Below are 24,203 nucleotides of genomic sequence, written 5' to 3'. Positions count from 1 at the left end.
GGTGCCGCCAGCTACGGCGTCGCGCGCGCCTCTCCTTGCGCGGTCAGGTCTCGAAGCCGGTGCAGCGCCGTCCCTGGATCATCGCGAGAAATTCCCGCCGCGTCGAGGCGTCGTCGCGGAACGCGCCGAGCATCCGGCTCGTCACCATCGAAACGCCGGGCTTGTGCACCCCGCGGGTCGACATGCACTCGTGCCCCGCCTCGATCACCACGGCGACGCCGCGCGGCTGCAACACCTCGTTGATCGTGTTGGCGATCTGCGCCGTCAGCTTCTCCTGGATCTGCAGTCGCCGCGCATAGGCATCCACCACGCGGGCGAGCTTGCTGATCCCCACCACCCGCCGGTTCGGCAGATAGGCGACATGCGCCACCCCGATGATCGGCACCATGTGATGCTCGCAATGCGACTCGACGCGGATGTCGCGCAGCAACACCATCTCGTCATAGCCCTCGGTTTCTTCGAAGGTGCGCGAGAGAATCGCCTCCGGATCTTCGCGATAGCCGCGGAAGAAATCCTCATAGGCGCGGGCCACGCGGGCGGGCGTGTCGATCACGCCTTCGCGGGTCGCGTCGTCTCCGGCCCAGCGGATCAGGGTGCGGATGGCTGCCTCGGCCTCCTCGCGGCTGGGGCGGTCGTCATGGACGGTGTTGTCGAGCTGGTGCGGCGGCGTGCGGATATCCACGGGTTTGTCTCCCTTATTGTCGGGCACGGCCGTCATCCAGCCGCTGAATGAGACCGGATATGGTCGGGGATTCCATCCCTGCAACCCGCGCGCGCATCATCGTGTGCCGTCATCGCGCCATTGGGCGGGCGCGAGGCGCATCCGCCGCCTCAGTGCAGCCGGTGGTCGGCGTGCGGGCTGTCGAGGCTGAAGCCCGGCGTCGGCACGTCGAACTCCTCGCCGCTATCCACCGCGACCATGTGAAAAATCCCCGACATGAAGCCCGAGGGCGTTTCCAGCGGTGTGCCCGAAGTGTATTCGAACGTGTCGCCGGGGTCGAGCACCGGCTGCTCGCCCACCACACCCGGTCCGTGAACGTGCTGGACATGGCCGGTGGCATCGGTGATCGTCCAGGTCCGGCGCAAGAGCTGTGCCGTCACCTGCCCGACATTCTCGATCCGCACCTGATAGGCCCAGACGAAATGACGGTCGTCCGGGCGCGACTGATCTTCAAGGAAGATGGCCCGGATGCTGACCTTGATCCTGGCATCTTCGTTGACGAACAGGTCGCCGGTCTGGTGAACGCGTCGGGTCGTCATGGCGTCGCCGCTATCGTCTCCTATGGCCGCTTCCCGACCTTCATCAATTTGTAAACCCCGCCACGGCGGAGGACAAGCCGTGCCCCCATTCCCCCGGGCGTGACCGCGCGGCGGATCGGGAGTAGGTAGGCGCCATGCACAGGCTTTCGGTCGCGGCGCTGCGCCGCGCGCTCACCCGCCGCGGCGCCGCCGCCCTTGCCTTCTGTCTTGCCGCCGGCGCGGCCGTCCCCGGCGCGTGTGCCGCTTCGCCGGACCTGCCGGCGCTGCGCGCGCCCTATGGCGCCTACATGGCCGGCGCCTATGCCGCCCAGACCGGCGACAACGAGGCCGCGGCGCATTATTTCGGCGCCGCCCTCGCGCGCGACCCCGGCAATGCCGCCCTTGCCAGCCAGTCCTTTCTCAGCGCCCTGCTGGCTGGCCGGCCTGACGCGGCGCGGCTTGCCGTCCGCCTGCCGGGCGACCCGCTCGCCGCCATGACCCTGGCCGATGCCGCGGTTCGCCGGGGCGACTGGAAAGCCGCCGCCGCCCATTTCGCCAGCCTCCCCGCCGAAGGGCTGACCGGACTGGTCCGGCCGCTGCTGCTCGCCTGGTGCGAGGCGGGCGACGCCGACTACGGCGCCGCCATCGCGCGTCTCGGCCGCGCCGCGCAGGCCGGCGCCTTCGCCCCGATCGACCACCTGAACGCGGCCCTCATCGCCGACATGGCAGGGCGTGAGGCGCAGGCGGCCCGGCTCTATGCCGTTACCGCCGCCACCAGCGCCGGGCCGCCCAGCCTGCGGCTTGCCCAGGCGCTGGCCAGCTTCGCCGCACGCGGCGGCCATCCCGCCCAGGCCCGCGCCATTCTCGCCGCGCTCGTCGCCGCCCATCCCGATCTCGGCATTGCCCTGTCCGCGCTCGAACGCGCCGCCGCCACCCCGGTCATCGGTTCCGCCGGTGACGGCATCGCCGAGGCCTATCTGACCCTCGCCGGCACGATAAACCGCCGGCAGGACCCGCTGCTTCGCCGCCTCCTGCTCCGCTTCGCGCTGCGCCTGCGCCCGAACCTTGCCGCCGCCCGCATGCTCGCCGCCGATGACGATGTGCAGGACAAGCACCCCCACGCCGCCGCGGCGCTGCTCGCCGCCATCCCTCCAGATGATCCGCTCTACGCGCCCGCCCTGCTTCAGCGCGCCAACATCCTGATCGGCCTCGGCCAGGGGCGTCCGCTGCTGTCGGCGCTGGCGGCGCTGGCCAAAGCCCATCCGCGCGCCACCGAACCGCTCGCCCTCGCCGCGGATATCGAACGCGCCGCCGGCGACAACGCCGCCGCCATCCGCCTGTCCACCGCCGCGATCGCCCGCGCCGGCCAGCCGCTGCCGGCCCGCGCCTGGTCGCTGTTCTACGCCCGCGCCATCGCCGAGGATCATGCCGGCCAGTGGAAACCCGCCGAGGCCGATCTGCACGAGGCGCTCGCCCTGTCGCCCGGCCAGCCTTTCGTGCTCAACTATCTGGCCTATTCCTGGGCCCTGCGCGGCGAGCGCCTGGCCGAGGCCGAGCGGATGCTGCGCCAGGCCCTCGCCGTCGATCCGCGCGAGGGCGCGATCATCGACAGTCTCGGCTATGTCCTGCTGCGCGAGGGCAAGCTCGCCGAAGCGACGACGACGCAGATCCACGCCGTCCACCTCGCCCCGGACGATCCCGAGGTGAACGCCCACCTCGCCGACATCTATGCCGCCGCCGGTCACCGTCTCGCCGCCGAGCACCAGTGGGAGCGCGCGCTCTCCCTGCATCCCGACGCGAAGCTGCGCGCCCGCATCGAGGCCCGGCTCAAGGCCGCCGCCGCAAGCTGAGAGACCCCGACATGACCGACGCTGCCCCCGGCTTCGCCTGCGCGAAGGTGAACCTCCATCTCCATGTCACCGGCCGGCGGGCCGATGGCTACCACCTGCTCGACAGTCTCGTGGTCTTTCCGCCGGTCGGCGACGAACTGGCGATCGCGCCCGCCGCCGGCCTGTCGCTTGCGGTCGATGGCCCCTTCGCTGCGGCGCTGTCCGGCGAGGATGACAATCTCGTCCTCCGTGCCGCGTCCCGCTTCGCCGTGCATGCCGGCCGCGCGCCGGAGGCCGCCTTCCGCCTGACCAAGTCGCTGCCCGTCGCCTCGGGCATCGGCGGCGGCTCGGCCGATGCCGCGGCGGCGCTGCGCCTGCTCGCGGCGCGCTGGAACGTGCCCATCCCGCCCGATCTCGCTCTCGGCCTCGGCGCCGATGTTCCGGTCTGCCTCGCCCGGCGCCCGGCGCGGATGTCCGGCATCGGCGAGATCCTCGCCCCCGCGCCCGCGCTGCCGCCCTTCGGCCTGCTGCTGGTCAATCCCGGTATCGCGGTCTCGACCCCGGCCATTTTCCGCGCCCGCGCCGGCGGGTTTTCGCCCCCGGCGGTGCTGCCCGCGCGCTGGCCGACCGCCGCGCGCATGGCGACCGACCTCGCCCGCCTCGGCAACGACCTGCAATCCGCCGCCATCACCCTCGCGCCCGTCATCGCTGAGGTGCTCGCCGCCATCGCGGTCTCCGACTCCTGCCTGCTGGCGCGGATGAGCGGCTCGGGGGCGACCTGTTTCGGCGTGTTTCCCGATGCCGAGGCCGCCCGCCGCGCCGCCGTCCGCCTCAACCGCGCGGATTGGTGGTGCTGGGGCGGCGAGGGGCAGATGGCGCCGGCGCAGGGCTGAACCCGCACGCCCCCGGTTGCATCCCCCGCCCGGGACGGGCAAGACGCGGCAAGACGGAGCACGAACCATGCGCGCAGGCATCATCCTCTTCCCCGGCATCAACCGCGAACGCGACATCGCCATCGCCCTCGAGGCGAGCCTAGGCGCCAGGCCGCGCCTCGTCTGGCACCGCGAGACCGACCTCGCCGGGCTCGACCTCGTGGTGATCCCCGGCGGCTTCTCCTATGGCGATTACCTGCGCTGCGGCGCGATGGCGGCGCAGTCCCCGGTGATGCGCGCCGTGGTCGAGCACGCGAAGCGCGGCGGCTACGTGCTCGGCGTCTGCAACGGCTTCCAGATCCTCACCGAGGCGCAGCTTCTCCCCGGCGCGCTGCTGCGCAATGCCGGGCTGCGTTTCCTCTCGATGGACTGCCGCCTCCGCGTCGAGCGCAACGACACGGTCTTCGCCGGCCGGTATGACAAGGGCGCTGTCTTCCGCGCCCCGATGGCGCATGGCGACGGCAACTACATCGCCGATTCCGAAACGCTCGACCGTCTGGAAGGCGAGGGGCTGGTTGCCTTCCGCTATGTCGATGCGACCGGTGCCGCGACGGAAGCCGCCAATCTCAACGGCTCCGCCCGCAACATCGCCGGCATCTACGCCCCCGGCCTGCGCATTCTCGGCCTGATGCCGCACCCGGAAAACCTGGTCGACCCGGCTACCGGCGGCATCGACGGCAAACCCCTGTTCGACAGTCTCAACGCCATCGGGAGGGCGGCATGAACCCCACGGTGATCGACGCCGCGCTGGCCCGCTCCTTTGGTCTGGCCGCCGAGGAATACGACCGCGTCCTCGCCATCATGGGCCGGGTGCCGACGCTCACCGAGCTCGGCATCTTCTCGGTCATGTGGTCCGAGCACTGCTCCTACAAATCCTCCCGCATCTGGCTGAAAACGCTGCCGACCACCGCCCCCTGGGTCATCCACGGCCCCGGCGAGAATGCCGGCGTGGTCGATATCGGCGAGGGCAGGGCGGCGATCTTCAAGATGGAGAGCCACAACCACCCGAGCTTCATCGAGCCCTACCAGGGGGCCGCGACCGGCGTCGGCGGCATCCTGCGCGACGTCTTCACCATGGGGGCCCGCCCGGTCGCCAACCTCAACGCCCTGCGCTTCGGCGACCCGTCGCTGCCGGTGACGAAGCGCGTGGTCGATGGCGTGGTCCGCGGCATCGGCGGCTACGGCAACTGCGTCGGCGTGCCCACCGTCGGCGGCGAGACCAATTTCCACCCCTCCTACAACGGCAATCCGCTGGTCAACGCGATGACCGTCGGCATCGCCGATCAAGACCGCATCTTCCTCTCCGCCGCCGCCGGAATCGGCAACCCGGTCGTCTATGTCGGCTCGAAGACGGGGCGCGACGGCATCCACGGCGCCACTATGGCCTCCGCCGAATTCGGCGCCGACGCCGAGGAAAAGCGCCCCACCGTGCAGGTCGGCGACCCCTTCATCGAGAAGCTGCTGATCGAGGCCTGCCTCGAACTGATGGCGACCGACGCCATCGTCGCGATTCAGGACATGGGCGCCGCCGGCCTCACCTCCTCCTCGGTCGAGATGGCGGGGAAGGGCGGCGTCGGCATCGAGCTTGAGCTTGATGCCGTCCCCCAGCGCGAGACCGGCATGTCCGCCTACGAGATGATGCTCTCCGAAAGCCAGGAGCGCATGCTGATCGTCCTCCAGCCCGGCCGCGAGGCCATGGCCCGCGCCATCTTCGAGAAATGGGAGCTGGACTTCGCCGTCATCGGCCGCATCACCGATACCGGCCGCATCGTGGTGCGCCATCAGGGCCGCACCGAGGCGGATATCGAGCTTGCCCCGCTGGCCGATCAGGCGCCGCTCTACGAGCGCCCCTGGGTGGAACCCGCGAAACCCGCCCCGCTTGGCCCGGTCGAAAGCCCGGTCGCGCCCGGCGCCGCCCTGCTCGCCCTCATCGGCTGCCCCGACCTCGCCTCCCGCGCCTGGATCTGGAACCAGTATGACGGCACCGTCGGCGGGCAGACGCTGCGCCGCCCCGGCCAGGCCGACGCCGCCATCGTCCGCATCGAGGGTAGCCGCCGCGCCCTCGCACTCACCACCGATTGCACGCCGCGCTACTGCGTCGCCGACCCCGAGACCGGCGGCGCGCAGGCCGTCGTCGAATCCTGGCGCAACATCACCGCGACCGGCGCCACCCCCCTCGCGGTGACCGACAACCTGAATTTCGGCAACCCAGAAAAACCCGCGATCATGGGCCAGATCGTCGCCGCCATCCGCGGCATGGGCGAAGCCTGCCGCGCGCTCGACTACCCGATCGTCTCCGGCAACGTCTCCCTCTACAACGAGACCGAAGGCACCGCGATCCTGCCCACCCCGGCGATCGGCGGCCTCGGCGTCATCGAGGATGGCGCCGCCGCCACCGGCATCGCCCTCGCCCCCGGCCTCGACCTCGTGCTGATTGGCGAGACAGGCGGCGAGCTTGGCGCCTCGCTCTTCCTTCGCGAAATCCTCCACCGCGAGGACGGCGCGCCGCCCGCGCTCGACCTCGCGGCCGAGAAGCGCAATGGCGATTTCGTCCGCAGCCAGATCCGCGCCGGCGCCATCGCCGCCTGCCACGACGTGTCGGATGGCGGCCTGCTCGTCGCCCTCGCCGAAATGGCGCTCGCCGGCGACACCGGCATCGCCCTGGCCGCGATCCCCGAAACCCTCGCCCCGCACGCATTCTGGTTCGGCGAGGATCAGGCCCGCTACGTCGCGGCGACGGAAGATGGCCCCGCCCTGCTCGCCGCGGCCGCTGCCGCCGGCATTCCCGCCCGCGCCCTCGGCCGCAGCGGCGGCGATCATTTGACAGGCCCGGACGGCATCGCCATATCAATATCGGAAATCCGTGCCGCGCACGAAGCCTTCTTCGCGCGCTGGTTCGCCTGAACGACGAGGACAATCCCATGGCCATGTCGGCCGCCGAAATCGAGGACATGATCAAGTCCGCCCTGCCGGACGCGCGGATTACCGTGGAAGACCTCGCCGGCGATGGCGAGCACTATGCCGCCACCGTCGTCAGCGAGCAGTTCCGCGGCCTCTCGCGGGTGCGCCAGCATCAGCTCGTCTATGCCGCCCTGCAAGGGCGGATGGGCGGCGTGCTGCACGCCCTCGCGTTGCAGACCTCGGCGCCCGAGTAACGCCGGCGCCCTTTTTCCCCAGGAGATACCCCATGAGCCAGGCCACCGAAAATCAGGCCTTCGCCAGCATCAAGACCGCCGTCGACGAAAACCCCGTCATGCTCTTCATGAAGGGCACGGCGATGTTCCCGCAATGCGGCTTCTCCGCCCGTGTGGTGCAGATCCTCACCCACATGGGCGTCCCCTTCAAGACCGCGAACGTGCTCGAAGACCCCGAGCTGCGCGATGGAATCAAGCAGTTCTCCAACTGGCCGACCATTCCGCAGCTCTACGTCAAGGGTGAGTTCGTCGGCGGCTGCGACATCGTGACCGAAATGTTCCAGTCGGGCGAATTGCAGACCCTGTTCGACCAGAACGGGATCGCCAAGACCGGCGCCTGAGCGTCCCGGCGGGTCCGGTTCCGCGGTGCCGACAGCGCACCCCGTTGCCATGCCACGCGATGGCCTGACCCGCCGTTTCTGCTTCGTCACCGATGAATGGCCGCGCCCAGGCGCTGCCGGTCATCTCGCTTATAATCACGCCCTCATCACCCATCTGCGCGCGGCCGGCCACACGGTCGATCTCTACCTGACCCGTCCGCGCCTGCCCGCGCCGGTAATGCGCCTCGCCCCGGGCGCTGTGCCCGTCGCCGGGCCGGCGTCTTTTCCGTGTCGGTCGCTTCCTTGTCGCCGCCGAGCCGCGCGCCGCCGCCGCCGCCCTGTTGCGCCGCGTCGTCCCCGGCCTGCTGCCGCGCCGCGGCAGTACCGACGTCGTGCTCGGTGCCAGCATTGCGGCGCCCGATTCCGGCTGGATCGCCGGGCGCATCGCCGAGAGCCGGCCCGATGCGATCCTGATCGACACCATCTTCCGTGCCCCGCTGCTCGATGAGCCGTCTTTGACCGGCATCCCGGCGGTGCTGCTCACGCATGATGTGTTTCACCGCCGCCATGCCGCGCTGCGCCTCGCCGGCTACCGCGTCGCCCCCGCCGAGCTCGACCGCGCGCAGGAGGCCGCCCTGCTCGCCCGCGCCGGCACCCTCGTCGCCATCCAGCCCGAGGAGGCCGCGCTGCTGCGGGGCATGTGCCCATCCCGGCGCGTCCTCACCGTGCCGATGCCGGCCATTCCGCTGCCGCGCCCGCCGGGCGCTGCCCGCAATCCGGACCGGCTGGTCTTCGTCGGCTCCGACAACCTGCCGAATCTCGACGGGCTGCGCTGGTTCCTGCGCGAGATCTGGCCCGGCCTGCGCCGCGCCCGGCCGCTGCTGCGGCTCGATCTCGCCGGCGATTGCGGCGCAGCACTCGGCCGCCTGCCGGCCGGGGTGCACCGGCTGGGCCGCATCGCCGATCTCGCGCCGCTGCTGCATTCCGCCAGCCTCGCCATCGCGCCGCTGCGCGCCGGTTCCGGCCTCAAGGTGAAGCTGCTCGATTATGCCCGCCACGGCCTCTGGACGGTCGCCACCCCCGATGCGCGGGCCGGTCTCGCGCCGGATGGCTGCATGCCGGTCTACACGGCGGACAGCGCGTCCAGCTTCGGCGCCACCATCCTCGCCGCCCTTGCCCATGGCGGGGGCGAGGCCGAGGCGCTCGCCTATATCCGCCGCCACTACGCGCCGACAACCATCTTCGCCACGCTGGACGAGGCGCTGCAGCGCGCCTGAGCACCTTCCGATCCGTCCGGATCGGGGATGAAGGCTCTACCCGATCTCGACCAGCAGGTCCTTCGCGTCCACCGCATCGCCCGGCTTCACGTGCAGCGCCTTCACCCGCCCGTCGCGGGGTGCCGCAATCCGCGTCTGCATCTTCATCGCCTCGATCGCGACCAGCGCCTCGCCCTGCGTCACCGCCTGGCCCTCGGCCACCAGCACGCTGGCGATCACGCCGGGCATCGGCGCGCCGATCTCGCCCTCGGCCTGGTCCTGCGCCTTGCGCCGGTGCGCGCGGCTCGGCGTCGCCGCCCGATTCGGCACCTTCACCATGCGTGGCTGGCCGTTCAGCTCGAAGAACACCCGCACATCGCCGTCATCGTCGGTTTCGGTCAGCGTCTGCAACCGGATCACCAGCCGTTTGCCCGGCTCGATATCCACGGCGATGTCCTCGCCCGGCTCCATCCCGTAGAAGAACACCGGCGTCGGCAGCACCGCCACCGGCCCGTAATGCCCGCGCGCCTTGCGGTAGGCGGCATAGACGTCCGGATACATCGCATAGGCGGCCAGCTCGTCCTCGTCGATCTTTGCGCCGCACCGCTTCTCCGCCTCGGCGCGCAGCGCGTCGAGATCGGCCGGCGCCAGCAGCGAGCCGGGGCGGACGGTGTAGGCCGCCTCGTCGCGCAGCGCCTTCGCCTGCAACGCCTCCGGCCATCCGCCCGGCGGCTGGCCGAGATCGCCGCGCAGCATCTCGATGGTCGAGGCCGGGAAGGCGATCTCCCGCGTCGGGTCGAGCACGTCGCCCACCGACAGCCCCTGGCTGACCATCATCAGCGCCATGTCCCCCACCACTTTCGACGACGGCGTCACCTTCACGATATCGCCGAACATCATGTTCACGTCGCGATAGGCGCGGGCGATCTCGTGCCAGCGCTCGGCCAGCCCCATCGAGGCCGCCTGCTCGCGCAGGTTGGTGAACTGCCCGCCCGGCATCTCGTGCAGATACACTTCCGACGCGCCGGACTGCAGGTCGCTCTCGAACGCCGCATACTGCGCCCGCACCGCCTCCCAGTAGAACGACAGCCGGCGGATCGCCACCGGGTCGAGCCCGGCGTCGCGTTCGGTATGCCGCCACGATTCCACCAGCGAGCCGAGGCAGGGCTGCGAGGTCAGGCCGGACATCGGGTCCATCGCCGCGTCCACCGCGTCCACCCCGGCCTCCACCGCGGCCAGCACCGTCGCCGCCGAAATCCCCGACGTGTCATGCGTGTGCAGATGGATCGGCAGCCCCACCGCCTCCTTCAGCGCCCGCACCAGCACGCCCGCCGCCGAGGGTTTCAGCACCCCCGCCATGTCCTTGATCGCGAGGATGTGGCAGCCCGCCGCCTCCAGCTCCTTCGCCAGCCCGACATAGTAGTTCAGCGAATATTTCGCCCGCTCCGGGTCGAGAATGTCGCCGGTGTAGCAGATCGCCCCCTCGGCGAGCCGCCCGCTTTCGCGCACCGCGTCGATGGCGACGCGCATGTTCTCCACCCAGTTCAGGCAGTCGAAGATGCGGAACAGGTCGATCCCGCCCGCCGCCGCGCGCCGCACGAAATGCCGCACCACGTTGTCGGGATAATTGGTGTAGCCCACCCCGTTCGCCCCGCGCAGCAGCATCTGCAACAGGATGTTCGGCACCGCTGCGCGGATCTCGCGCAGCCGCTCCCACGGGCTCTCGGTCAGGAACCGCATGGCGACGTCGAAGGTCGCCCCGCCCCAGCATTCCAGCGAGAACAGCCCCGGCAGCCCGGCGGCATAGGCGGGCGAGGCGGCGACGATGTCGTAACTGCGCATCCGCGTCGCCAGCAGCGACTGGTGGGCGTCGCGCATCGTCGTGTCGGTCACCAGCACCCGCGTCTGCTCGCGCATCCATTGCGCGAATCCCTCGGGCCCGAGCCGCTCCAGCACCTGCTTCGTCCCCTCGACCGGCGCCGCCGCCAGCCGCGGCACCTCCGGCCGCCGCGCGCTCGCCGCCGGCCGCCGCCGCCCCCGCGTCTCCGGGTGCCCGTTCACCGTCACGTCGGCGATGTAGCGCAGCAGCCGCGTCGCCCGGTCGCGCCGGCGGGGCAGGGCGAACAGCTCCGGCGTGGTGTCGATGAACCGCGTGGTGTAATCCCCGGCGCGGAACGCGGGATGCGTCAGCAGCGCCTCCAGGAAGGGCAGGTTGGTGCTCACCCCGCGGATGCGATACTCGCGGATCGCCCGCACCATCCGCGCGATCGCCTCCTCCGGCGTCGGCGCCCAGGCGGTCACCTTCTCCAGCAGCGCGTCGTAGAAGCGTGTCACCACCGCGCCGGAATAGGCCGTCCCGCCATCGAGGCGGATGCCGAAGCCGAACGCCCCGCGATAGGCGGAAATCCGTCCGTAATCCGGAATGAAGTTGTTCTCCGGGTTTTCCGTGGTGATCCGGCATTGCAGCGCGTGCCCGTCGAGCACGATCGCCTCCTGCGCCGGAATCCCGGTCTCGTCCGGCCGCCCGATCCGCCCGCCCTCGGCGATGCGGATCTGCGCCTTCACGATGTCGAGCCCGGTCACCACCTCGGTCACCGTGTGCTCCACCTGGATGCGCGGATTGACCTCGATGAAATAGAACCGCCCGGTCTCGCGGTCGAGCAGGAACTCCACCGTGCCTGCGTTGCGGTAATCGGTCGCCCGGCCGATCGCCAGCGCCGCCGCGCACAGCCCCGCGCGCGTCTCGGCGTCGAGATACGGCGCCGGCGCGCGCTCGATCACCTTCTGGTGCCGCCGCTGGATCGTGCAGTCCCGCTCGAACAGGTGCACGAGATTGCCGTGCGAATCGCCGAGGATCTGCACCTCGACATGCCGCGCCCGCCGCACCAGCTTCTCGAAATACACCTCGTCATTGCCGAACGCCGCCAGCGCCTCGCGCCGCGCCGTCTCCACCTGCTCGGCCAGCCCCTCCGCGCCCTCGATTGGCCGCATCCCGCGCCCGCCGCCGCCCCAGGAGGCCTTGAGCATCACCGGATAGCCGATCTCCGCGGCGATCCGCCCGATCTCCGCCGCATCCCGCGGCAGCGGTGCGGAGGCCGGCATCACCGGCACGCCCACGCTCTCGGCGAGCTGCCTGGCCGCCACCTTGTTGCCGAGCGTGCGCATCGTCTGCGGCGCCGGCCCGATGAACGCGATCCCCCGCGCCGCGCAGGCCTCGGCGAATTCCGGATTTTCCGACAAAAACCCGTAGCCCGGATGGATCGCGTCGGCCTTCGCCTCCTCGGCGACGCGCAGCACCTCCTCGATCGACAGATACGCCTCGATCGGCCCCATCCCCTCGCCGATCAGATAGGCCTCGTCCGCCTTGAACCGGTGCAGCGACAGCTTGTCCTGCTCGGCATAGACGCCGATCGTGGTAATCCCCAGCTCGGTCGCCGCCCGGAACACCCGGATCGCGATTTCCGACCGGTTCGCCACCAGCAGTCGCCTGAATGTCTGCACCGCCCTGTGCCTCCCTTGTCATTTTTTGAAGAGCCGAGCCTATGGTCTCCCGGCAACGAGGGCAAGGCGTTTTTGTGCGCTGCGAAAAACCCGGCGCGGGACGGGCGGTTTCCTCCTGACGGCGCATGCTTTAATAACGAAACAGAACATTAAGCACGTTCAAGACGAAACTTTAACCATTTCGCCGCGCCCAGCCGTTGGCGGCCACGGCCCCCGGCCCGACATGGCGGCAGGCGCAAGGAGCAGACAATGTCCGGATCGAAGTCCCTGAAACGAACCGCCTCGGCGCTGATCGCCGTCTCCCTGCTTGCCGGCTGCGCCCAGCAACCGGGCCAGGGCAATGGTGCCGTCACCAACACCGCCGGCGGCGCCCTGCTCGGGGCGGCCGGCGGCGCGCTGATCGGCGCGCTGGCCAGCGGCGGCCATGCGCGCGGTGCGCTGATCGGCGCAGCTGGCGGCGCCGCGGCCGGCGCTCTCGGCGGCTATCTCTGGAACCAGCATCTCCAGGCCCAGCAGCAGCAGCTCAGCCAAACCGCCCAGGGCACCGGGGTGCAGGTCAGCCGCACCGCGGACAACCGGCTGAAGATCAACATCCCCGCCAATGCCGGCTTCGCCACCGGCAGCGCCAATCTCAACCCGCGGATCGATCCCATCCTCGGGCAGCTCGCCAGCGGCCTCGCGCAGAACCCCGCCGAGACGGTCCAGGTGATCGGCTATACCGACAATACCGGCTCGAACGCGATCAACTATCCGCTCTCCCTGCACCGGGCCGACAGCGTGAAGGCGTTCCTCACCGCCCAGGGTGTCGCGCCGCAGCGCATCGCCACCTCCGGCATGGGCCCGCAAAACCCGGTCGCGAGCAACGCCACCGCCGCCGGCCGTGCCGCCAACCGCCGCGTCGAAATCTACGTCGCCGCTCCCGCCAGCCCCGCCGGCTGACCGGGCGCCTGCCTGCTGGCCCCGCGCCGGTTTCGCTCCGGCGCGGGCGCCGCGCCGATTATCCCGCGGCGCGTTCCAATCGCGTTGATTATCCTGCGGCGCGCTCCAGGCGCGCCGCGGCTCGCGCCCGGCCGATCAGCGGCAGCAGCGCCGCTAGCTCCGGCCCGTGGCTCTCCCCGGTCAGCGCCAGCCGCAGCGGCAGATACAGCGCCTTGCCCCGCGCCCCGCTCGCCGCCGCCACCGCCCCGGTCCATCCCTTCCAGGTCGCCTCGTCCCACGGCTCCGGCGGCAACAGCTCCAGCGCCGTCTGCAGCAGCGCGGCCGCCTCCGGCAGCGCTGGCGTCTCGATCTCGCCGCTCACCACCTCCCACCACAGCCGCGCTTCCGACAGCAGGTCGAGATTCCCCCGCACCGCCATCCAGAATTCTGCGCCGCACCCCTCGGGCAGGCGCTCGGCCACCGCCTCGAACGGCAGCCCATGCAGCACCCGCCGGTTCAGCGCCAGCAACTGCTTCGGATCGAAGCGCGGCGCCCCGCGCGAGAAATCGCCAATGTCGAACGTCCCGGCCAGCTCCTCCAGCGTCAGCGGCTCCGGGTCGCGCCGGCTGCCCAGCCGTGCGAGGTACGACACCAGCGCCATCGCCTCGATCCCGTCGCGCCGGAACTGCCGCACCGAAACGCTGCCCGCCCGCTTCGACAGTTTTTCGCCCGTCACATCCGAAATCAGCGGCAGATGGCCGAAAGCCGGCACCGCCCGCCGCGGCTCCAGCGCGCGCATGAGGTCGATCTGCACCGCCGTGTTGGTCACATGATCCTCGCCGCGGACCACATGCGTCACCCCCAGCTCCAGATCGTCCACCACCGAGGTGAAGGTATAGAGCGGCGTGCCGTCGGCGCGGATCAGCACCGGGTCGGATACGGTGCCGAGCGCCACCTCCCGCCGCCCCAGCACCAGGTCGTTCCACGCCACCGCCCCGTCCGACAGCTTGAACCGGAAATAGGGCCGCTTGCCGCCCGCCTCCGCCGCCGCCCGCTGCTCGGCCGTCAGGCTCAGCATCGCCCGGTCATAGACCGGCGGCAGATGCCGCTTCGCCCGCAGCGCCCGCTTCGCCGCGAGTTCCTCCTCCGACTCGAAACACGGATAGAGCAGCCCCGCCGCCTTCAGCCGCTCGGCCGCCGCCGCGTAGCGGTCCATCCGGTCGGACTGCCGCGCCGTCTCGTCCCAGGCGATGCCGAGCCAGCGCAGATCCTGTTCGATCCCCGCCTCGTATTCCGGCTTCGAGCGCTCGCGGTCGGTATCGTCGATGCGTAGCAGCAAACTGCCGCCCATCGCCCGCGCGGCGAGGGCGTTGACCACCGCGAGGCGTGCATTGCCCGCGTGCAGATGACCGGTGGGGGAGGGCGCGAAACGGAACTTGACCATGCCTCTCCGCTAGCATGGCATGATTGCGCCGGGCGAGAGGCCACGCGCGCATTTTCATGGCATAGTTGCAGCTCGTCCGGGAGAGCAAACACGTGAGCGCCACCGTCCAGACCCGCCCGCAGGCCGCCGGCCGCGCCACCATGGCCGTTCTCGTCGGCGTCAGCATCTGCCACATGCTGAACGACATGCTGCAGGTCCTGCTGCCGGCGGTCTATCCGCTGCTCAAGGGCGGCTTTCACCTGAATTTCGCGCAGATCGGGCTGATCACCCTGGTCTACCAGGCCACCGGCTCGCTGCTGCAACCGCTTGTCGGCCTCTATACCGATGCGCGGCCGCTGCCCTATTCGCTGCCGGTCGGCATGGCGCTGTCGATGTCCGGCATCGTCACCATCGCCTACGCGCCGAGCTACGGCATTCTGCTGGCCGGCGCCTGCCTGCTCGGCATGGGCTCCTCGATCTTCCATCCCGAATCGGCGCGCATCGCCCGTGCCGCTTCCGGCGGCCGGCACGGCTTCGCCCAGTCGATCTTCCAGGTCGGCGGCAATTTCGGCCAGTCGCTCGGCCCGCTGCTCGCGGCCTTCTTCATCCTGCCGCGCGGGCGGGCGAGCATGGCCTGGTTCGCCATCGCCGCGCTTTGCGGCATGGCGATCCTCACCGCGCTCGGCCACTGGTTCCGCGCCAGCGGCCACGCCCGCCCGCGGCAGCGGACAGCGCTCACCGCCGCCGACCTCGATACGCGCAAGGTGCTGGTGCCGCTGATCCTGCTCGGCGTGCTGATGATGTCGAAATTCGTCTATCTCTCGAGCATCAACTCCTATTACATCTTCTACCTGATGCACCGCTTCGGTCTGAAGGTGCAGGCCGCGCAGATCGACCTGTTCATCTTCCTCGCCTCGGCGGCGGCGGGAATCATGATCGGCGGGCCGATCGGCGACCGGGTGGGCCGGCGCACCGTGATCATCGGCTCCATCCTCGGCGTGCTGCCCTTCACCCTCGCGCTGCCCTACGCGGGCGAGACCATGACCGTCGTGCTCTCGATCATCATCGGCCTGATCCTCTCCTCGGCCTTCGCCGCGATCGTGGTCTATGCCAACGAGCTTGTGCCGGGCCGGGTCGGCGCCGTCTCCGGCCTGTTCTTCGGCCTCGCCTTCGGTCTTGCCGGGCTCGGTGCCGCCGGCCTCGGCGTGGTGGCGGACTGGACCAGCATCACCACCGTCTACCAGATCTGCGCGGTGCTGCCCGCGCTCGGCATTGTCGCGCTCTGGTTGCCGAAACTGCACTGAGCGCGCGCGGTTGGCGTTTCCCGGCCGGGGCGGCTATGCAGGGCCGATGCGGAGACCAAGATGCCAGCTGCCGTGAAATCCTCGCCCGCCGCCCTGCCCGCCGAGCCCACCCAGGCGCGCCGATTCGGCAAGGCGCGCACGGCGCAGGCGAGTGCCGTGCTCGAAGACTATGTCGAGCTGATCGCCGACCTGATCGCGATCAACGGCGAGGCGCGGCCGATCGACATCGCCCGCCGCCTCGGCGTCTCGCACCCGACGGCGGTGAAGACCATCGCCCGGCTCAAGCGCGAGGGGCTGGCCACCGCGAAACCCTATCGCGGCGTCTTCCTGACCGAGGCGGGCCAGGCGCTGGCCGAGCGCGTGCGCACCCGGCACCGGCTGGTGGTCGCCCTGCTCAAGGCTGTCGGCGTGCCGCCCGAAACCGCCGAGGCCGATGCCGAGGGCATCGAACACCACGTGTCGGACATCGCGCTGAACGCCTTCAGCCGCTACCTCCAGTCCCGCGGCTGATCAGCCCGGACGGGCATCGTCCAAACAGGCAGGGGGTCTGCTTGCGCTGGATCAAGGGGGGATCAGCTGTCGCCGCCTAGCCTCTGCCCGCCGGCGTGCCATGGGCGCGCCAGCGCAGCGCACAGGCAGAGGAGACCAGTTGCCATGTTCATCCATCGTCCCCGCCCCGCGGGATCGTTCCGCCCGGCCCGCCGCGCCGTGCTCGTGTTCACCGCGTCGGGCCTGGCCTCGCTCGCCGCCGGCCGTGCCTTCGCCCAGGACCAGACCCGTACCCAGGATCAGCTTCGCACCCTGGACCAGACCCGCACGCAGGACCAGCAGCGCCTGCTCGACCAGCAGCGCCTGCGCGAGCGTCAGCAGGATCGACTGCATCAGCGCGCCGACGCCGAGACCGAACGGCTCCGTGCGCGCGAGCAGGAACGCCAGCGCGAGCGCGATCGCGAACGCGAACACGCGAGGATACAGGAGCGCGAGAGAGCCCAGACCCAGGCCCGCGATCAGGCGCAGACCCAAACTCAGTCGCAGACACGCGGCGCGCCCGGCATGTCCGGCGGCGGCATCGGTGCCGGCACGGGGGCCGGCATGGGGGCCGGCATGGGTGGCGGTATCGGTGGCGGCATGGGGGGCGGTGGCGTGGGCGGCGGCGGGCGCGGCGGGCGCTGAGCGGGAAGAGCGAGAGCACTTTCCGATCCATCCGGATCGGATGTAGTGCTCCATGATATTGATAAACAGAGCATCTTTATCCGATCAGATGACACCATCTGATCGGATGACGCTCTATGTCCGGCGCTTCAGGAACAGCAGCGCCAGCGCGAGAAGTATGGCGCCGAAGATCAGCTGGCGCGCGCCCTCGGAAATGTTCAGCGTCACCAGGATGGCCTGAAGCAGAACAACGGTAAGCGCGCCGGCGATGCTGCCGGCGTAGCCGCCGTCGCCGCCGGAAAGCCGGGTGCCGCCAATGACCACGGCGGCGATCGGCGGCAGCAGATAATCGTTGCCCATGCCAAGATAGGCCTGCGAGGCATAGCCGCTCAGCAACAGCCCCACGAAGGCCGCGCAGAGCGCGCTGGTGATGAAGACCAGCGCATGCACGCGCCCGACCGGCACGCCCGAGAGCAGCGATGCCGCCGGGCTGTTCCCGATCGCATAGACCGAGCGGCCGAACGGCATCCTGCGCAAGGCCACGATCGCGGCGCCGCCGCAGGCGATCCAGACCAGGAACGCCGCCGGCATGACCCCCACATTGCCGAGGGCGAGGGCGCGCGCGGCGCCGGGGATATGGGTCGTGGGCGCGACCGCATTGGTATAGACCAGCGTGATCCCCTGAAGCATCAGGTTGACGCTGAGCGTCCAGATCAGCGAGTGCACCCGCAGCACGAACACGCCGAGCGTGTTCAGCAACCCCACGCTGACGCCGATCATGATGACGACCGCGAAGGCGACCCACTGATGGCCGTAGACCGAGGCGAGATTGGTGCTCAGGATGGCCGAGAGCGTGATCGTCCACGGCACCGAGAGATCGATCTGGCCGATCAGGATCGCCAGCGTCTCGCCGATCGCGATGAGGCCGATAAAGGTCGCCTGCACGAGTTGCAGCCGCAGCGTTCCCCAGGCGAGGAACTCGCGATTGACCGCGACGGCGCAGCCATAGACGAGCAGCAGGATGAGATAGGCGAGCAGCGCCCGCCGCGCCGCCGGCCGGATCGCGATGCCGGAGAGCGCCGTCACGACCGCAGAACCGTGAGCCAGTTGCCGCCACGCAGCAGGCGCAGCCCGCCAAGGGCCAGAACGGTCATCAGGATCAGCCCTTCGATGCAATCCTGCCAGAAGGCGGAGACGTTGAAGACGCCGAGGGCGTTGAGGATGATCGAGAGCAGGAAACTGCCGAGGATCGGGCCGATGGCCGTGCCGCGCCCGCCGGTGAGGGCGACGCCGCCAAGCACCGCGGCGGCGAGCGAGTTCAGCGTGTAGATGCTGCCGATGGTGGGATCGCCCGATGTCGTTTCGGCGGCGAGGAACAGGGCGGCGATCGCGGCGAACAGCCCGGCCAGCACGTAGCTGATCAGCTCCACGCGGCGGACCGGCAGGCCGGAGACGCGCGCGCTTTCGGCATCGTCACCGACCGCGACGATGAACCGGCCGAGGCGGGAGCGGAACACGGGAAGCCAGGCCAGCAGCACGGCCGCTGCCAGCAGCACCACCGAAAACGGCAGAATACCCCAGTTTCCGGTGAGCGCATTGGCGAAGCCGGCGGGAATGGTCCCGCCCGGGCGCGGCAGGACGATCAGTGCCGCGCCGCCATAGATGAACGAGGTGCAGAATGTCGCGATCAGCGGTTCCACGCGCCCGTAGGCGATGATCAGCCCGTTCACCGCGCCCAGCCCGAGCCCGATCAGCAGCGACAGCACGACGATGCCGCCGATGCCGAGCGGGCTGCCCTGCATCGTCGTTGCCGCGAAGCAGTTGACCAGGGTGATCTCGGCGCCGATCGACAGATCGAGGCCCGCGCCGAGCAGCACGATGGTCTGGCCGATCGCGGCGAGGGCGAGCGGCACCGAAACATTGGCGAGGCTGGCGAGGCCGAAGGGCGAGAGGATCAGCGGCTGGCGCAGCGCATAGAGGCCGATCACCACGGCAAGGCCGATGGCGCAGGAGACCGGCCCCAGATGCTTCTCAAGCCGCCCGCGCCGGCGATGTGCTGCGGGGTGTGCCGTTTCAGGCGGCTTCATGCGCGGCCTCGTGGAAGGAGAGATCGAGAATGTTCTGCTCGGTGATCGCCGCCCCTTCGAGCGTTCCCGAGACCCGGCCCTCGCGGAACACCAGAACACGGTTGCACAGCAGCGGAAACTCCGAAATGTCGGTGGAGTAGAACAGCACGGCGGTGCCCTGCGCCGCGAGGTCGCGGATCACGCCGAAAAGCTCGCGCCGCGCCCCGGCATCCACCCCCCGCGTGGGGTCGCAGAAGATATAGACCGGCATGCGCCGCGCCAGCCATTTGGCGACGACGACCTTTTGCTGGTTCCCGCCGCTCAGGCTGCCGAGCGGTGCAGCCGCACTGGAACACTTGATGCCGAGGCGGCGGACATACTCGTCCACGAGGTCCGCCTCGGCGCGCCGGCTGAGTAGCAAACCCCGGCGCAGCGAGCCGAGCACGGTGATGGCGATGTTTTCCGCGATGCTGAGGCCGAGAAAGCCGCCGAGCGTCTTGCGGTCATCCGGGATCATCGCGATCCCCGCCGCGATCGCATCGCGCGGCTGGCGTGGCCGCAAGGCCCGGCCGCCTACCTCGATGATCCCTTCCAGTCCGCGGCGGAACAGGCCGAACAGGGCGAAGAGGAATTCCTTCTGTCCCTGGCCTTCGAGACCGGCAAGGCCGAGCACCTCGCCGCGGCGCAGGTCGAATCCGATATCGGCGAAATGCGGCGCCAGGGTGAGGCCGCCCACGCGCAGGATCGTGTCGTCCGGCCGGCCGGCATAGGCGGCCGCGCGCGCGCCGGCCTGCCGCTCCTGCCAGGCCTCGCCCAGCATCAGCGAGAGCGCCTTGTCGCGGCTGAAATCGCCGGGCGGAAACTCGCCGACCTTCTCGCCGCTGCGCAGGATGGAAACGCGGTCCGCCAGCCGCTCGATTTCGCCGAGCCGGTGCGAGATCAGCACGATCGCCGCCCCACGGTCCCGCAGCCGTTCGATGACCGTGATCAGGTGCTCGACCTCGGCGATGGAGAGAGCGGAGGTCGGCTCGTCGAGGATCAGCACGCGCGGGTCGGTCGAGAGCGCCTTCGCGATCTCGACGAGTTGCGCCTGGGCCAGCGGAAGATCGCCGACGGTCGCATCCGGTTCGATATCTGACGCGCCCAGCATCGCCAGCAGGGCGCGCGCCCGCTCGCGCATCGCCGCGGCGTCGATCCAGTAGCCGCCGCGCAGCTTTTCCTGGCCGATGAGGATGTTCTCGGCAACGCTCAGGCTCGGGAACAGCGAGAGTTCCTGGTGCACGGTGGCGATGCCGGCGGCGAGGGCGGCGCGCGGGCTGGCGAACCGCATGGCGGCGCCGCCGACCTCGATGCTGCCATCGTCCGGCTGCTCGATGCCGGCGAGCAGCTTGACCAGCGTGCTCTTGCCGGCGCCGTTCGCGCCGAGCAGGGCGTGAACCTCGCCCGGATAGAGCGCGAGATCGGCCCGGCGCAGGGCAACGACGCCGCCAAAGCGCTTGGACAGGCCGGTTGCCGCCAGGGCCGGCGCGCAAGCGGCGCCCGCGCCGGCTGCCCGCCGGGTTCCGTCAGCCGCGATTGGCACCGGCCTTGCCCTTGTGTCCTCGTCCCCGCTTTGCCTCAGCTGCCGTGGACCACGGCGCCGACCGGGATCTTCACCCCGCATTGCGGAATGTCGATATCGGTGACGAAGCTGTTCGGCAGCTTCGGGAAGTAGTTGACGCCGGCCTTCATCTGCGCCGTCGTCACCGGATTGAGCGGGATGTTCGCGGTGCGCGGCAGGCTCTGGCCGTCGAGTGCGGCGATCGCAGCACGGATCGCGGCGGCAGCCAGCGCCGGCGACTGGCCGATGACCAGCGCCGGGATATGATGCGCGACCGCGAGCTTCATGAAGCCGTTATCCGACTCGCTCGTCATCGGCGCCAGCTTCGCCTTGACCTGCAGGAAGGCCTGGAGCGCGCCGGTGGCCCCTTCGGTGCCCCACACGCCGGCGATGTCGTGGCTGGTCGAGAGCGCATCGGCGGTGACCTTCTGGTTCACACCCACATCCCAGTTGCCATAGACCTGCTTGACCGTGATCCCGGCCGATGTCTTGAACACGGCCATGGCGCCGTCGCCCTGGTCGTTGTCGACAGTGGTGCCGGCCAGGCCGCGGACCATCAGGATCCTGCCCTTGCCGCCGGTTTCCTTCGTGAGAAACTGCGCCCACATGCGGCCCATCGCCGCCTGGTCCTCGTTGATGTTGATCGCCTTGTCGGTCGTCACCGTGTTGTCGAAGGCGACGACGACGATGCCGTGACTGACCGCTTCGTTGATCACGCTGTTGAGGCCGGAGGGCGAGGCGGCATCGACGACGATGGCATTGTAGCCGCTCAGGATCATCTGGCGGATCTGGGCCACCTGCTGGGCGACGTTGTTGCCGGCGTTCTGGATCTCGAATTTCGAGATATATTTCGCGACCGCCGGCTGCTTCACATAGGCGCGGGCGATGTTCAGCATCTCGGTGCGCCAGTTGTTGCCGTAATACGAGTTGCTGAACGCGATCTTGTAGGGCCCGTGCTTCGCCTTGGCCGCGACCATCGGGGTCGCTGCCGTCTGCGGAACGAAGCAGGCGGCGAGGCTTTTCGGCGCGACGAGGCTGTCGGCGGCGGCGGTGCCCGTCGCGGCGAGCATGGTCGCCGCGGCAAGAGCGGAAACGATGGAATGACGCATGTTGTTATCCTCCCTGTCTGGCTGCCCGGGCTTCTCCCGTGGCGGGCCGGTTGGTCGTTGATGGGTTGGCCTTGACCGGTGTGCTGCGGCGTTGCGGCCTCGTCATGCCCCCGTGCCGGCTTCCTGCCGGCCGCGGGAGAGCTGCATCGCGCAGTCGATCGCCTCGATCAGGCTCTGCTCGCTGGCGATCCCCTTGCCGGCAATGTCGAATGCGGTTCCGTGATCGACCGAGGTGCGGATGATCGGCAGGCCGAGCGTCACGTTCACGCCGCTCAGGGCCTGCCATTCGCCGGTCGCGGGATCGACCGAAAAGCCCAGCAGCTTGACCGGAATGTGCCCCTGATCGTGATACATCGCGACGACGGCGTCGAACTGGCCGGCCCGCAGCTTGACGAACACGGTATCGCCCGGAACTGGCCCGGTCAGGTCGTACCCGTCGCGGCGCATCTCCTCGATCGCCGGCGTGGTGATGTCGATGTCTTCCCGGCCGAACAGGCCGTTCTCGCCGGCATGCGGATTGAGCGCGGCAATGCCGATCCGCGGCCGGGCGATGCCCAGAAGGTGCAGCGCCCCCGATGTCAGCTCGATCACCTGGCGCAGCCGCTCGCGGGTCAGCCGCCCCGGCACGTCCCGCAGCGCGACATGGGTGCAGACATGGCTTACCCGCATGTTGCCGTGAACCAGCAACATCACCGAATTGCGCGCGCCGGTCAGGTCTGCGAGCAGCTCGGTATGGCCGCCATAGTGGTGGCCGGCGAGGTTGAGCGCTTCCTTGTTGATCGGCGCGGTGCAGATCGCATCGACCCGCCCCGCCATGGCCATCCGCACGGCGAGCGCGATGGACTGGTAGGCGATTTCGCCCGCCACCGCCGAAACCTTGCCGGGGACGATGCCGGCGGCGTCCGGCCCCGCTTCGACCACGGCCAGAGGCGGCAGCATGCCCCCCGCGCTGTCGGCCGGCACGGTCTCGAAGCCCGGGTGCAGGTTCAGCCGCTCGCACGTTTCCGCAAGACTGCGCGCCGATCCGGTCACCACGAGGGACAAGTCGCCGGCGGCGATGCGCCCCTGCAGCCGCGCCGCTGCCCTGACAACGATTTCCGGACCGATCCCGGCCGGATCACCCATCGTGATCGCGATACGCGCAACGCCCACCGGTCAGCCCCCAGACATTATGACAGCGCTACCATGGTCCAGCGCGCTTGTGCTGTCAACAATCGCGGCCCGGCCGTTGCCTCCGGTTCACGCGCCGGCGGCGAGCAGGCGGGCGAGGAAATCCGGCCCGCCGAAGGCGCCCGACCGCGAGATCAGCGTGGTCCCGTCCCAGGCGCCGCCGATCATCCGGGAAACCGGCACGCCGGACACGATCTCGCCGCCGGGATGCAGGGCGGCCGCCCCGACGGCCTTGCATACCGCGTCGAGCGTTTCGCCACCGATCACGATGATCTCGGCGGGCTTCGCCAGCCTCGGCAGGGTTGCGCGCAGGCGGGCCTCGATGGCGGCGGCGGCGGCATCGGCCGCCAATCCGTCGGGCAGCCCGGGTGTGACGATGCAGTTGCCATGCTCAAGGCTGGCCGCAATCCGAAGGGCCGCCCGTTCCGCATCCTCCCCGAGCGGTATCCGCGCCGCCACCGCTGCCGGAACCGCGGCGATCTGCCCGCGCGTCACACAATGGTTCGAGCCGATGATCGCCAGCCGCAGCCCGGGGCGCGGCACGATCAGAGGCGGCGCGCGCCCGGCGAGCGCCCGAGCAAGGCCGGCGCTGCCGCACCAGAGGATCGGTGGGCCGTCTCTCCGTGCTGCGGCGACGAGCCGGTCCAGATCGTCCTGTTCGATCGCATCGCAGACCAGCACCGTCCCCGGCGCGGCGGCGAGACCGGCGTCGGCCGCAATTCCTCCCGGTATCTGCGCGGTGCGAAGCCCCACCCTCGCAAGCTCATGCGCCGCGCTGCGCTCCAGCCGCACGAGCGCGCCATCCGCGCGGGGGGCGTATTGCCGCCCGCCCCGCGTGATCCGCTGCTGGGCAGGGAAGGCCGGCGCGAAAACGCAGAGCTGGTCCGGCCCGGCCTGCAGCGCCATCGCGATGGCCTCCGGCCAGTGTCCGCGCAGCAGGCTGTCGATCTTCAGGAACCTGAGTTCGGCCCCCGCGAGGAAGGCGGTCGCGCCGTCCATACGCGCAGCCGCCGCCGCAGCGTCCAGATCCCGCGCATTGGTGCTGATCGCGGCGCTGGCGGGCACGGCGCCGCCGGTGTCCGTGCCGAGCAGGACCGCAAGATCACGGTCGAGGACCGTGAATTGCACCGCCGCATCCAGGGCGCCGGTCAGGTCATCGGCAACAAGGCGTATGGATGTCATCCTTGCCC

General features: G+C 70.1%; 21 protein-coding genes. 11 read left to right on the top strand and 10 right to left on the bottom strand.

Annotated features, from left to right (window positions below):
• Positions 1-43 precede the first annotated feature (43 nt).
• Together folE and apaG are read right to left on the bottom strand one after the other, a co-directional pair.
• Positions 44-682, bottom strand: a complete 639-nt coding sequence (gene folE / locus ACIDOCELLA78_RS000000101605) for a GTP cyclohydrolase I FolE (RefSeq protein ID WP_201728106.1) — start codon at positions 680-682, stop codon at positions 44-46.
• Between the two features lie 149 nt (positions 683-831).
• The gene (apaG, locus tag ACIDOCELLA78_RS000000101600) at positions 832-1,260 is read right to left on the bottom strand and encodes a Co2+/Mg2+ efflux protein ApaG (RefSeq protein ID WP_201728105.1); all 429 of its coding nucleotides are present in this window, start codon (positions 1,258-1,260) and stop codon (positions 832-834) included.
• Positions 1,261-1,394: 134 nt separating this feature from the next.
• Here apaG and ACIDOCELLA78_RS000000101595 point away from each other — a divergent pair, with 134 nt between their 5' ends.
• From ACIDOCELLA78_RS000000101595 to ACIDOCELLA78_RS000000101565, 7 genes are all read left to right on the top strand, one after another.
• Positions 1,395-3,089: a hypothetical protein gene (locus ACIDOCELLA78_RS000000101595; protein ID WP_201728104.1), complete on the top strand. Its 1,695-nt coding sequence runs from the start codon at positions 1,395-1,397 to the stop codon at positions 3,087-3,089.
• Between the two features lie 11 nt (positions 3,090-3,100).
• Entirely contained in the window at positions 3,101-3,961 is an 861-nt protein-coding gene (locus ACIDOCELLA78_RS000000101590) for a 4-(cytidine 5'-diphospho)-2-C-methyl-D-erythritol kinase (RefSeq protein ID WP_201728103.1), read from the top strand.
• 67 nt (positions 3,962-4,028) lie between these two features.
• Positions 4,029-4,724, top strand: a complete 696-nt coding sequence (gene purQ, locus ACIDOCELLA78_RS000000101585; protein WP_201728102.1) for a phosphoribosylformylglycinamidine synthase subunit PurQ — start codon at positions 4,029-4,031, stop codon at positions 4,722-4,724.
• Positions 4,721-6,904 carry a phosphoribosylformylglycinamidine synthase subunit PurL gene (gene purL, locus ACIDOCELLA78_RS000000101580; RefSeq protein WP_201728101.1) on the top strand — a complete coding sequence of 728 codons (2,184 nt, stop codon included), beginning with the start codon at positions 4,721-4,723 and terminating at the stop codon, positions 6,902-6,904. Before purQ ends, purL begins: the two co-directional genes overlap by 4 nt.
• Positions 6,905-6,921: 17 nt before the next feature.
• Positions 6,922-7,155: a BolA family protein gene (locus ACIDOCELLA78_RS000000101575; protein ID WP_007423628.1), complete on the top strand. Its 234-nt coding sequence runs from the start codon at positions 6,922-6,924 to the stop codon at positions 7,153-7,155.
• Between the two features lie 32 nt (positions 7,156-7,187).
• Positions 7,188-7,535 carry a Grx4 family monothiol glutaredoxin gene (gene grxD / locus ACIDOCELLA78_RS000000101570; protein ID WP_201728100.1) on the top strand — a complete coding sequence of 116 codons (348 nt, stop codon included), beginning with the start codon at positions 7,188-7,190 and terminating at the stop codon, positions 7,533-7,535.
• Between the two features lie 320 nt (positions 7,536-7,855).
• Complete coding sequence (locus ACIDOCELLA78_RS000000101565) at positions 7,856-8,791, top strand: glycosyltransferase family 4 protein (RefSeq protein WP_249675311.1); 936 nt, start codon at positions 7,856-7,858, stop codon at positions 8,789-8,791.
• Positions 8,792-8,827: 36 nt separating this feature from the next.
• On the opposite strand, the gene pyc is transcribed toward ACIDOCELLA78_RS000000101565, so the two are convergent.
• Positions 8,828-12,271, bottom strand: a complete 3,444-nt coding sequence (pyc, locus tag ACIDOCELLA78_RS000000101560; RefSeq protein WP_201728099.1) for a pyruvate carboxylase — start codon at positions 12,269-12,271, stop codon at positions 8,828-8,830.
• Positions 12,272-12,520: 249 nt separating this feature from the next.
• Here pyc and ACIDOCELLA78_RS000000101555 point away from each other — a divergent pair, with 249 nt between their 5' ends.
• Positions 12,521-13,210, top strand: coding sequence for an OmpA family protein (locus ACIDOCELLA78_RS000000101555; protein ID WP_201728098.1), 690 nt, complete (start codon positions 12,521-12,523; stop codon positions 13,208-13,210).
• Positions 13,211-13,298: 88 nt separating this feature from the next.
• Here ACIDOCELLA78_RS000000101555 and gltX read toward each other — a convergent pair whose 3' ends face one another.
• Positions 13,299-14,633 (bottom strand): glutamate--tRNA ligase, encoded by a 1,335-nt coding sequence (gene gltX / locus ACIDOCELLA78_RS000000101550; protein ID WP_201728097.1) that lies wholly within the window; start codon positions 14,631-14,633, stop codon positions 13,299-13,301.
• A 92-nt stretch (positions 14,634-14,725) separates the two neighbouring features.
• Here gltX and ACIDOCELLA78_RS000000101545 point away from each other — a divergent pair, with 92 nt between their 5' ends.
• The 3 genes from ACIDOCELLA78_RS000000101545 to ACIDOCELLA78_RS000000101535 all read left to right on the top strand — a co-directional run bounded on the left by ACIDOCELLA78_RS000000101545 (position 14,726) and on the right by ACIDOCELLA78_RS000000101535 (position 17,089).
• A complete protein-coding gene (locus ACIDOCELLA78_RS000000101545) occupies positions 14,726-15,916 on the top strand; it encodes an MFS transporter (RefSeq protein ID WP_201728096.1) in 1,191 nt (396 codons plus the stop codon).
• Between the two features lie 60 nt (positions 15,917-15,976).
• Positions 15,977-16,426, top strand: a complete 450-nt coding sequence (gene mntR / locus ACIDOCELLA78_RS000000101540; protein WP_201728095.1) for a manganese-binding transcriptional regulator MntR — start codon at positions 15,977-15,979, stop codon at positions 16,424-16,426.
• Positions 16,427-16,570: 144 nt separating this feature from the next.
• Complete coding sequence (locus tag ACIDOCELLA78_RS000000101535) at positions 16,571-17,089, top strand: hypothetical protein (RefSeq protein ID WP_201728094.1); 519 nt, start codon at positions 16,571-16,573, stop codon at positions 17,087-17,089.
• A 114-nt stretch (positions 17,090-17,203) separates the two neighbouring features.
• On the opposite strand, the gene ACIDOCELLA78_RS000000101530 is transcribed toward ACIDOCELLA78_RS000000101535, so the two are convergent.
• The 6 genes from ACIDOCELLA78_RS000000101530 to ACIDOCELLA78_RS000000101505 all read right to left on the bottom strand — a co-directional run bounded on the left by ACIDOCELLA78_RS000000101530 (position 17,204) and on the right by ACIDOCELLA78_RS000000101505 (position 24,195).
• Positions 17,204-18,154, bottom strand: coding sequence for an ABC transporter permease (locus ACIDOCELLA78_RS000000101530; protein WP_249675308.1), 951 nt, complete (start codon positions 18,152-18,154; stop codon positions 17,204-17,206).
• Positions 18,151-19,155: an ABC transporter permease gene (locus ACIDOCELLA78_RS000000101525; protein ID WP_201728093.1), complete on the bottom strand. Its 1,005-nt coding sequence runs from the start codon at positions 19,153-19,155 to the stop codon at positions 18,151-18,153. The genes ACIDOCELLA78_RS000000101530 and ACIDOCELLA78_RS000000101525 overlap by 4 nt, the downstream gene beginning before the upstream one ends.
• Positions 19,142-20,716, bottom strand: coding sequence for a sugar ABC transporter ATP-binding protein (locus ACIDOCELLA78_RS000000101520; protein WP_201728092.1), 1,575 nt, complete (start codon positions 20,714-20,716; stop codon positions 19,142-19,144). The genes ACIDOCELLA78_RS000000101525 and ACIDOCELLA78_RS000000101520 overlap by 14 nt, the downstream gene beginning before the upstream one ends.
• Positions 20,717-20,751: 35 nt before the next feature.
• Positions 20,752-21,843 carry a substrate-binding domain-containing protein gene (locus ACIDOCELLA78_RS000000101515; RefSeq protein ID WP_201728091.1) on the bottom strand — a complete coding sequence of 364 codons (1,092 nt, stop codon included), beginning with the start codon at positions 21,841-21,843 and terminating at the stop codon, positions 20,752-20,754.
• A 102-nt stretch (positions 21,844-21,945) separates the two neighbouring features.
• Positions 21,946-22,995, bottom strand: a complete 1,050-nt coding sequence (gene pdxA / locus ACIDOCELLA78_RS000000101510) for a 4-hydroxythreonine-4-phosphate dehydrogenase PdxA (RefSeq protein ID WP_249675291.1) — start codon at positions 22,993-22,995, stop codon at positions 21,946-21,948.
• Between the two features lie 87 nt (positions 22,996-23,082).
• Positions 23,083-24,195, bottom strand: coding sequence for a four-carbon acid sugar kinase family protein (locus ACIDOCELLA78_RS000000101505; RefSeq protein ID WP_201728090.1), 1,113 nt, complete (start codon positions 24,193-24,195; stop codon positions 23,083-23,085).
• Between the last annotated feature and the right edge of the window lie 8 nt (positions 24,196-24,203).

Source organism: Acidocella sp. C78, assembly GCF_907164655.1.
The sequence above is the reverse complement of the archived record's forward strand: the minus strand, read 5'-3'. Positions and strand labels throughout refer to the sequence as shown.

What these genes read in the sequence shown, in the direction of transcription:
- ACIDOCELLA78_RS000000101595 (WP_201728104.1), top strand. Translation starts at nt 1,395, where the DNA reads ATGCACAGGCTTTCGGTCGCGGCGCTGCGCCGCGCGCTCACCCGCCGC.
- gltX (WP_201728097.1), bottom strand. Translation starts at nt 14,633, where the DNA reads ATGGTCAAGTTCCGTTTCGCGCCCTCCCCCACCGGTCATCTGCACGCG.
- mntR (WP_201728095.1), top strand. Translation starts at nt 15,977, where the DNA reads ATGCCAGCTGCCGTGAAATCCTCGCCCGCCGCCCTGCCCGCCGAGCCC.
- grxD (WP_201728100.1), top strand. Translation starts at nt 7,188, where the DNA reads ATGAGCCAGGCCACCGAAAATCAGGCCTTCGCCAGCATCAAGACCGCC.
- ACIDOCELLA78_RS000000101505 (WP_201728090.1), bottom strand. Translation starts at nt 24,195, where the DNA reads ATGACATCCATACGCCTTGTTGCCGATGACCTGACCGGCGCCCTGGAT.
- ACIDOCELLA78_RS000000101555 (WP_201728098.1), top strand. Translation starts at nt 12,521, where the DNA reads ATGTCCGGATCGAAGTCCCTGAAACGAACCGCCTCGGCGCTGATCGCC.
- purQ (WP_201728102.1), top strand. Translation starts at nt 4,029, where the DNA reads ATGCGCGCAGGCATCATCCTCTTCCCCGGCATCAACCGCGAACGCGAC.
- ACIDOCELLA78_RS000000101515 (WP_201728091.1), bottom strand. Translation starts at nt 21,843, where the DNA reads ATGCGTCATTCCATCGTTTCCGCTCTTGCCGCGGCGACCATGCTCGCC.
- ACIDOCELLA78_RS000000101525 (WP_201728093.1), bottom strand. Translation starts at nt 19,155, where the DNA reads ATGAAGCCGCCTGAAACGGCACACCCCGCAGCACATCGCCGGCGCGGG.
- apaG (WP_201728105.1), bottom strand. Translation starts at nt 1,260, where the DNA reads ATGACGACCCGACGCGTTCACCAGACCGGCGACCTGTTCGTCAACGAA.
- ACIDOCELLA78_RS000000101590 (WP_201728103.1), top strand. Translation starts at nt 3,101, where the DNA reads ATGACCGACGCTGCCCCCGGCTTCGCCTGCGCGAAGGTGAACCTCCAT.
- purL (WP_201728101.1), top strand. Translation starts at nt 4,721, where the DNA reads ATGAACCCCACGGTGATCGACGCCGCGCTGGCCCGCTCCTTTGGTCTG.
- ACIDOCELLA78_RS000000101575 (WP_007423628.1), top strand. Translation starts at nt 6,922, where the DNA reads ATGGCCATGTCGGCCGCCGAAATCGAGGACATGATCAAGTCCGCCCTG.
- ACIDOCELLA78_RS000000101535 (WP_201728094.1), top strand. Translation starts at nt 16,571, where the DNA reads ATGTTCATCCATCGTCCCCGCCCCGCGGGATCGTTCCGCCCGGCCCGC.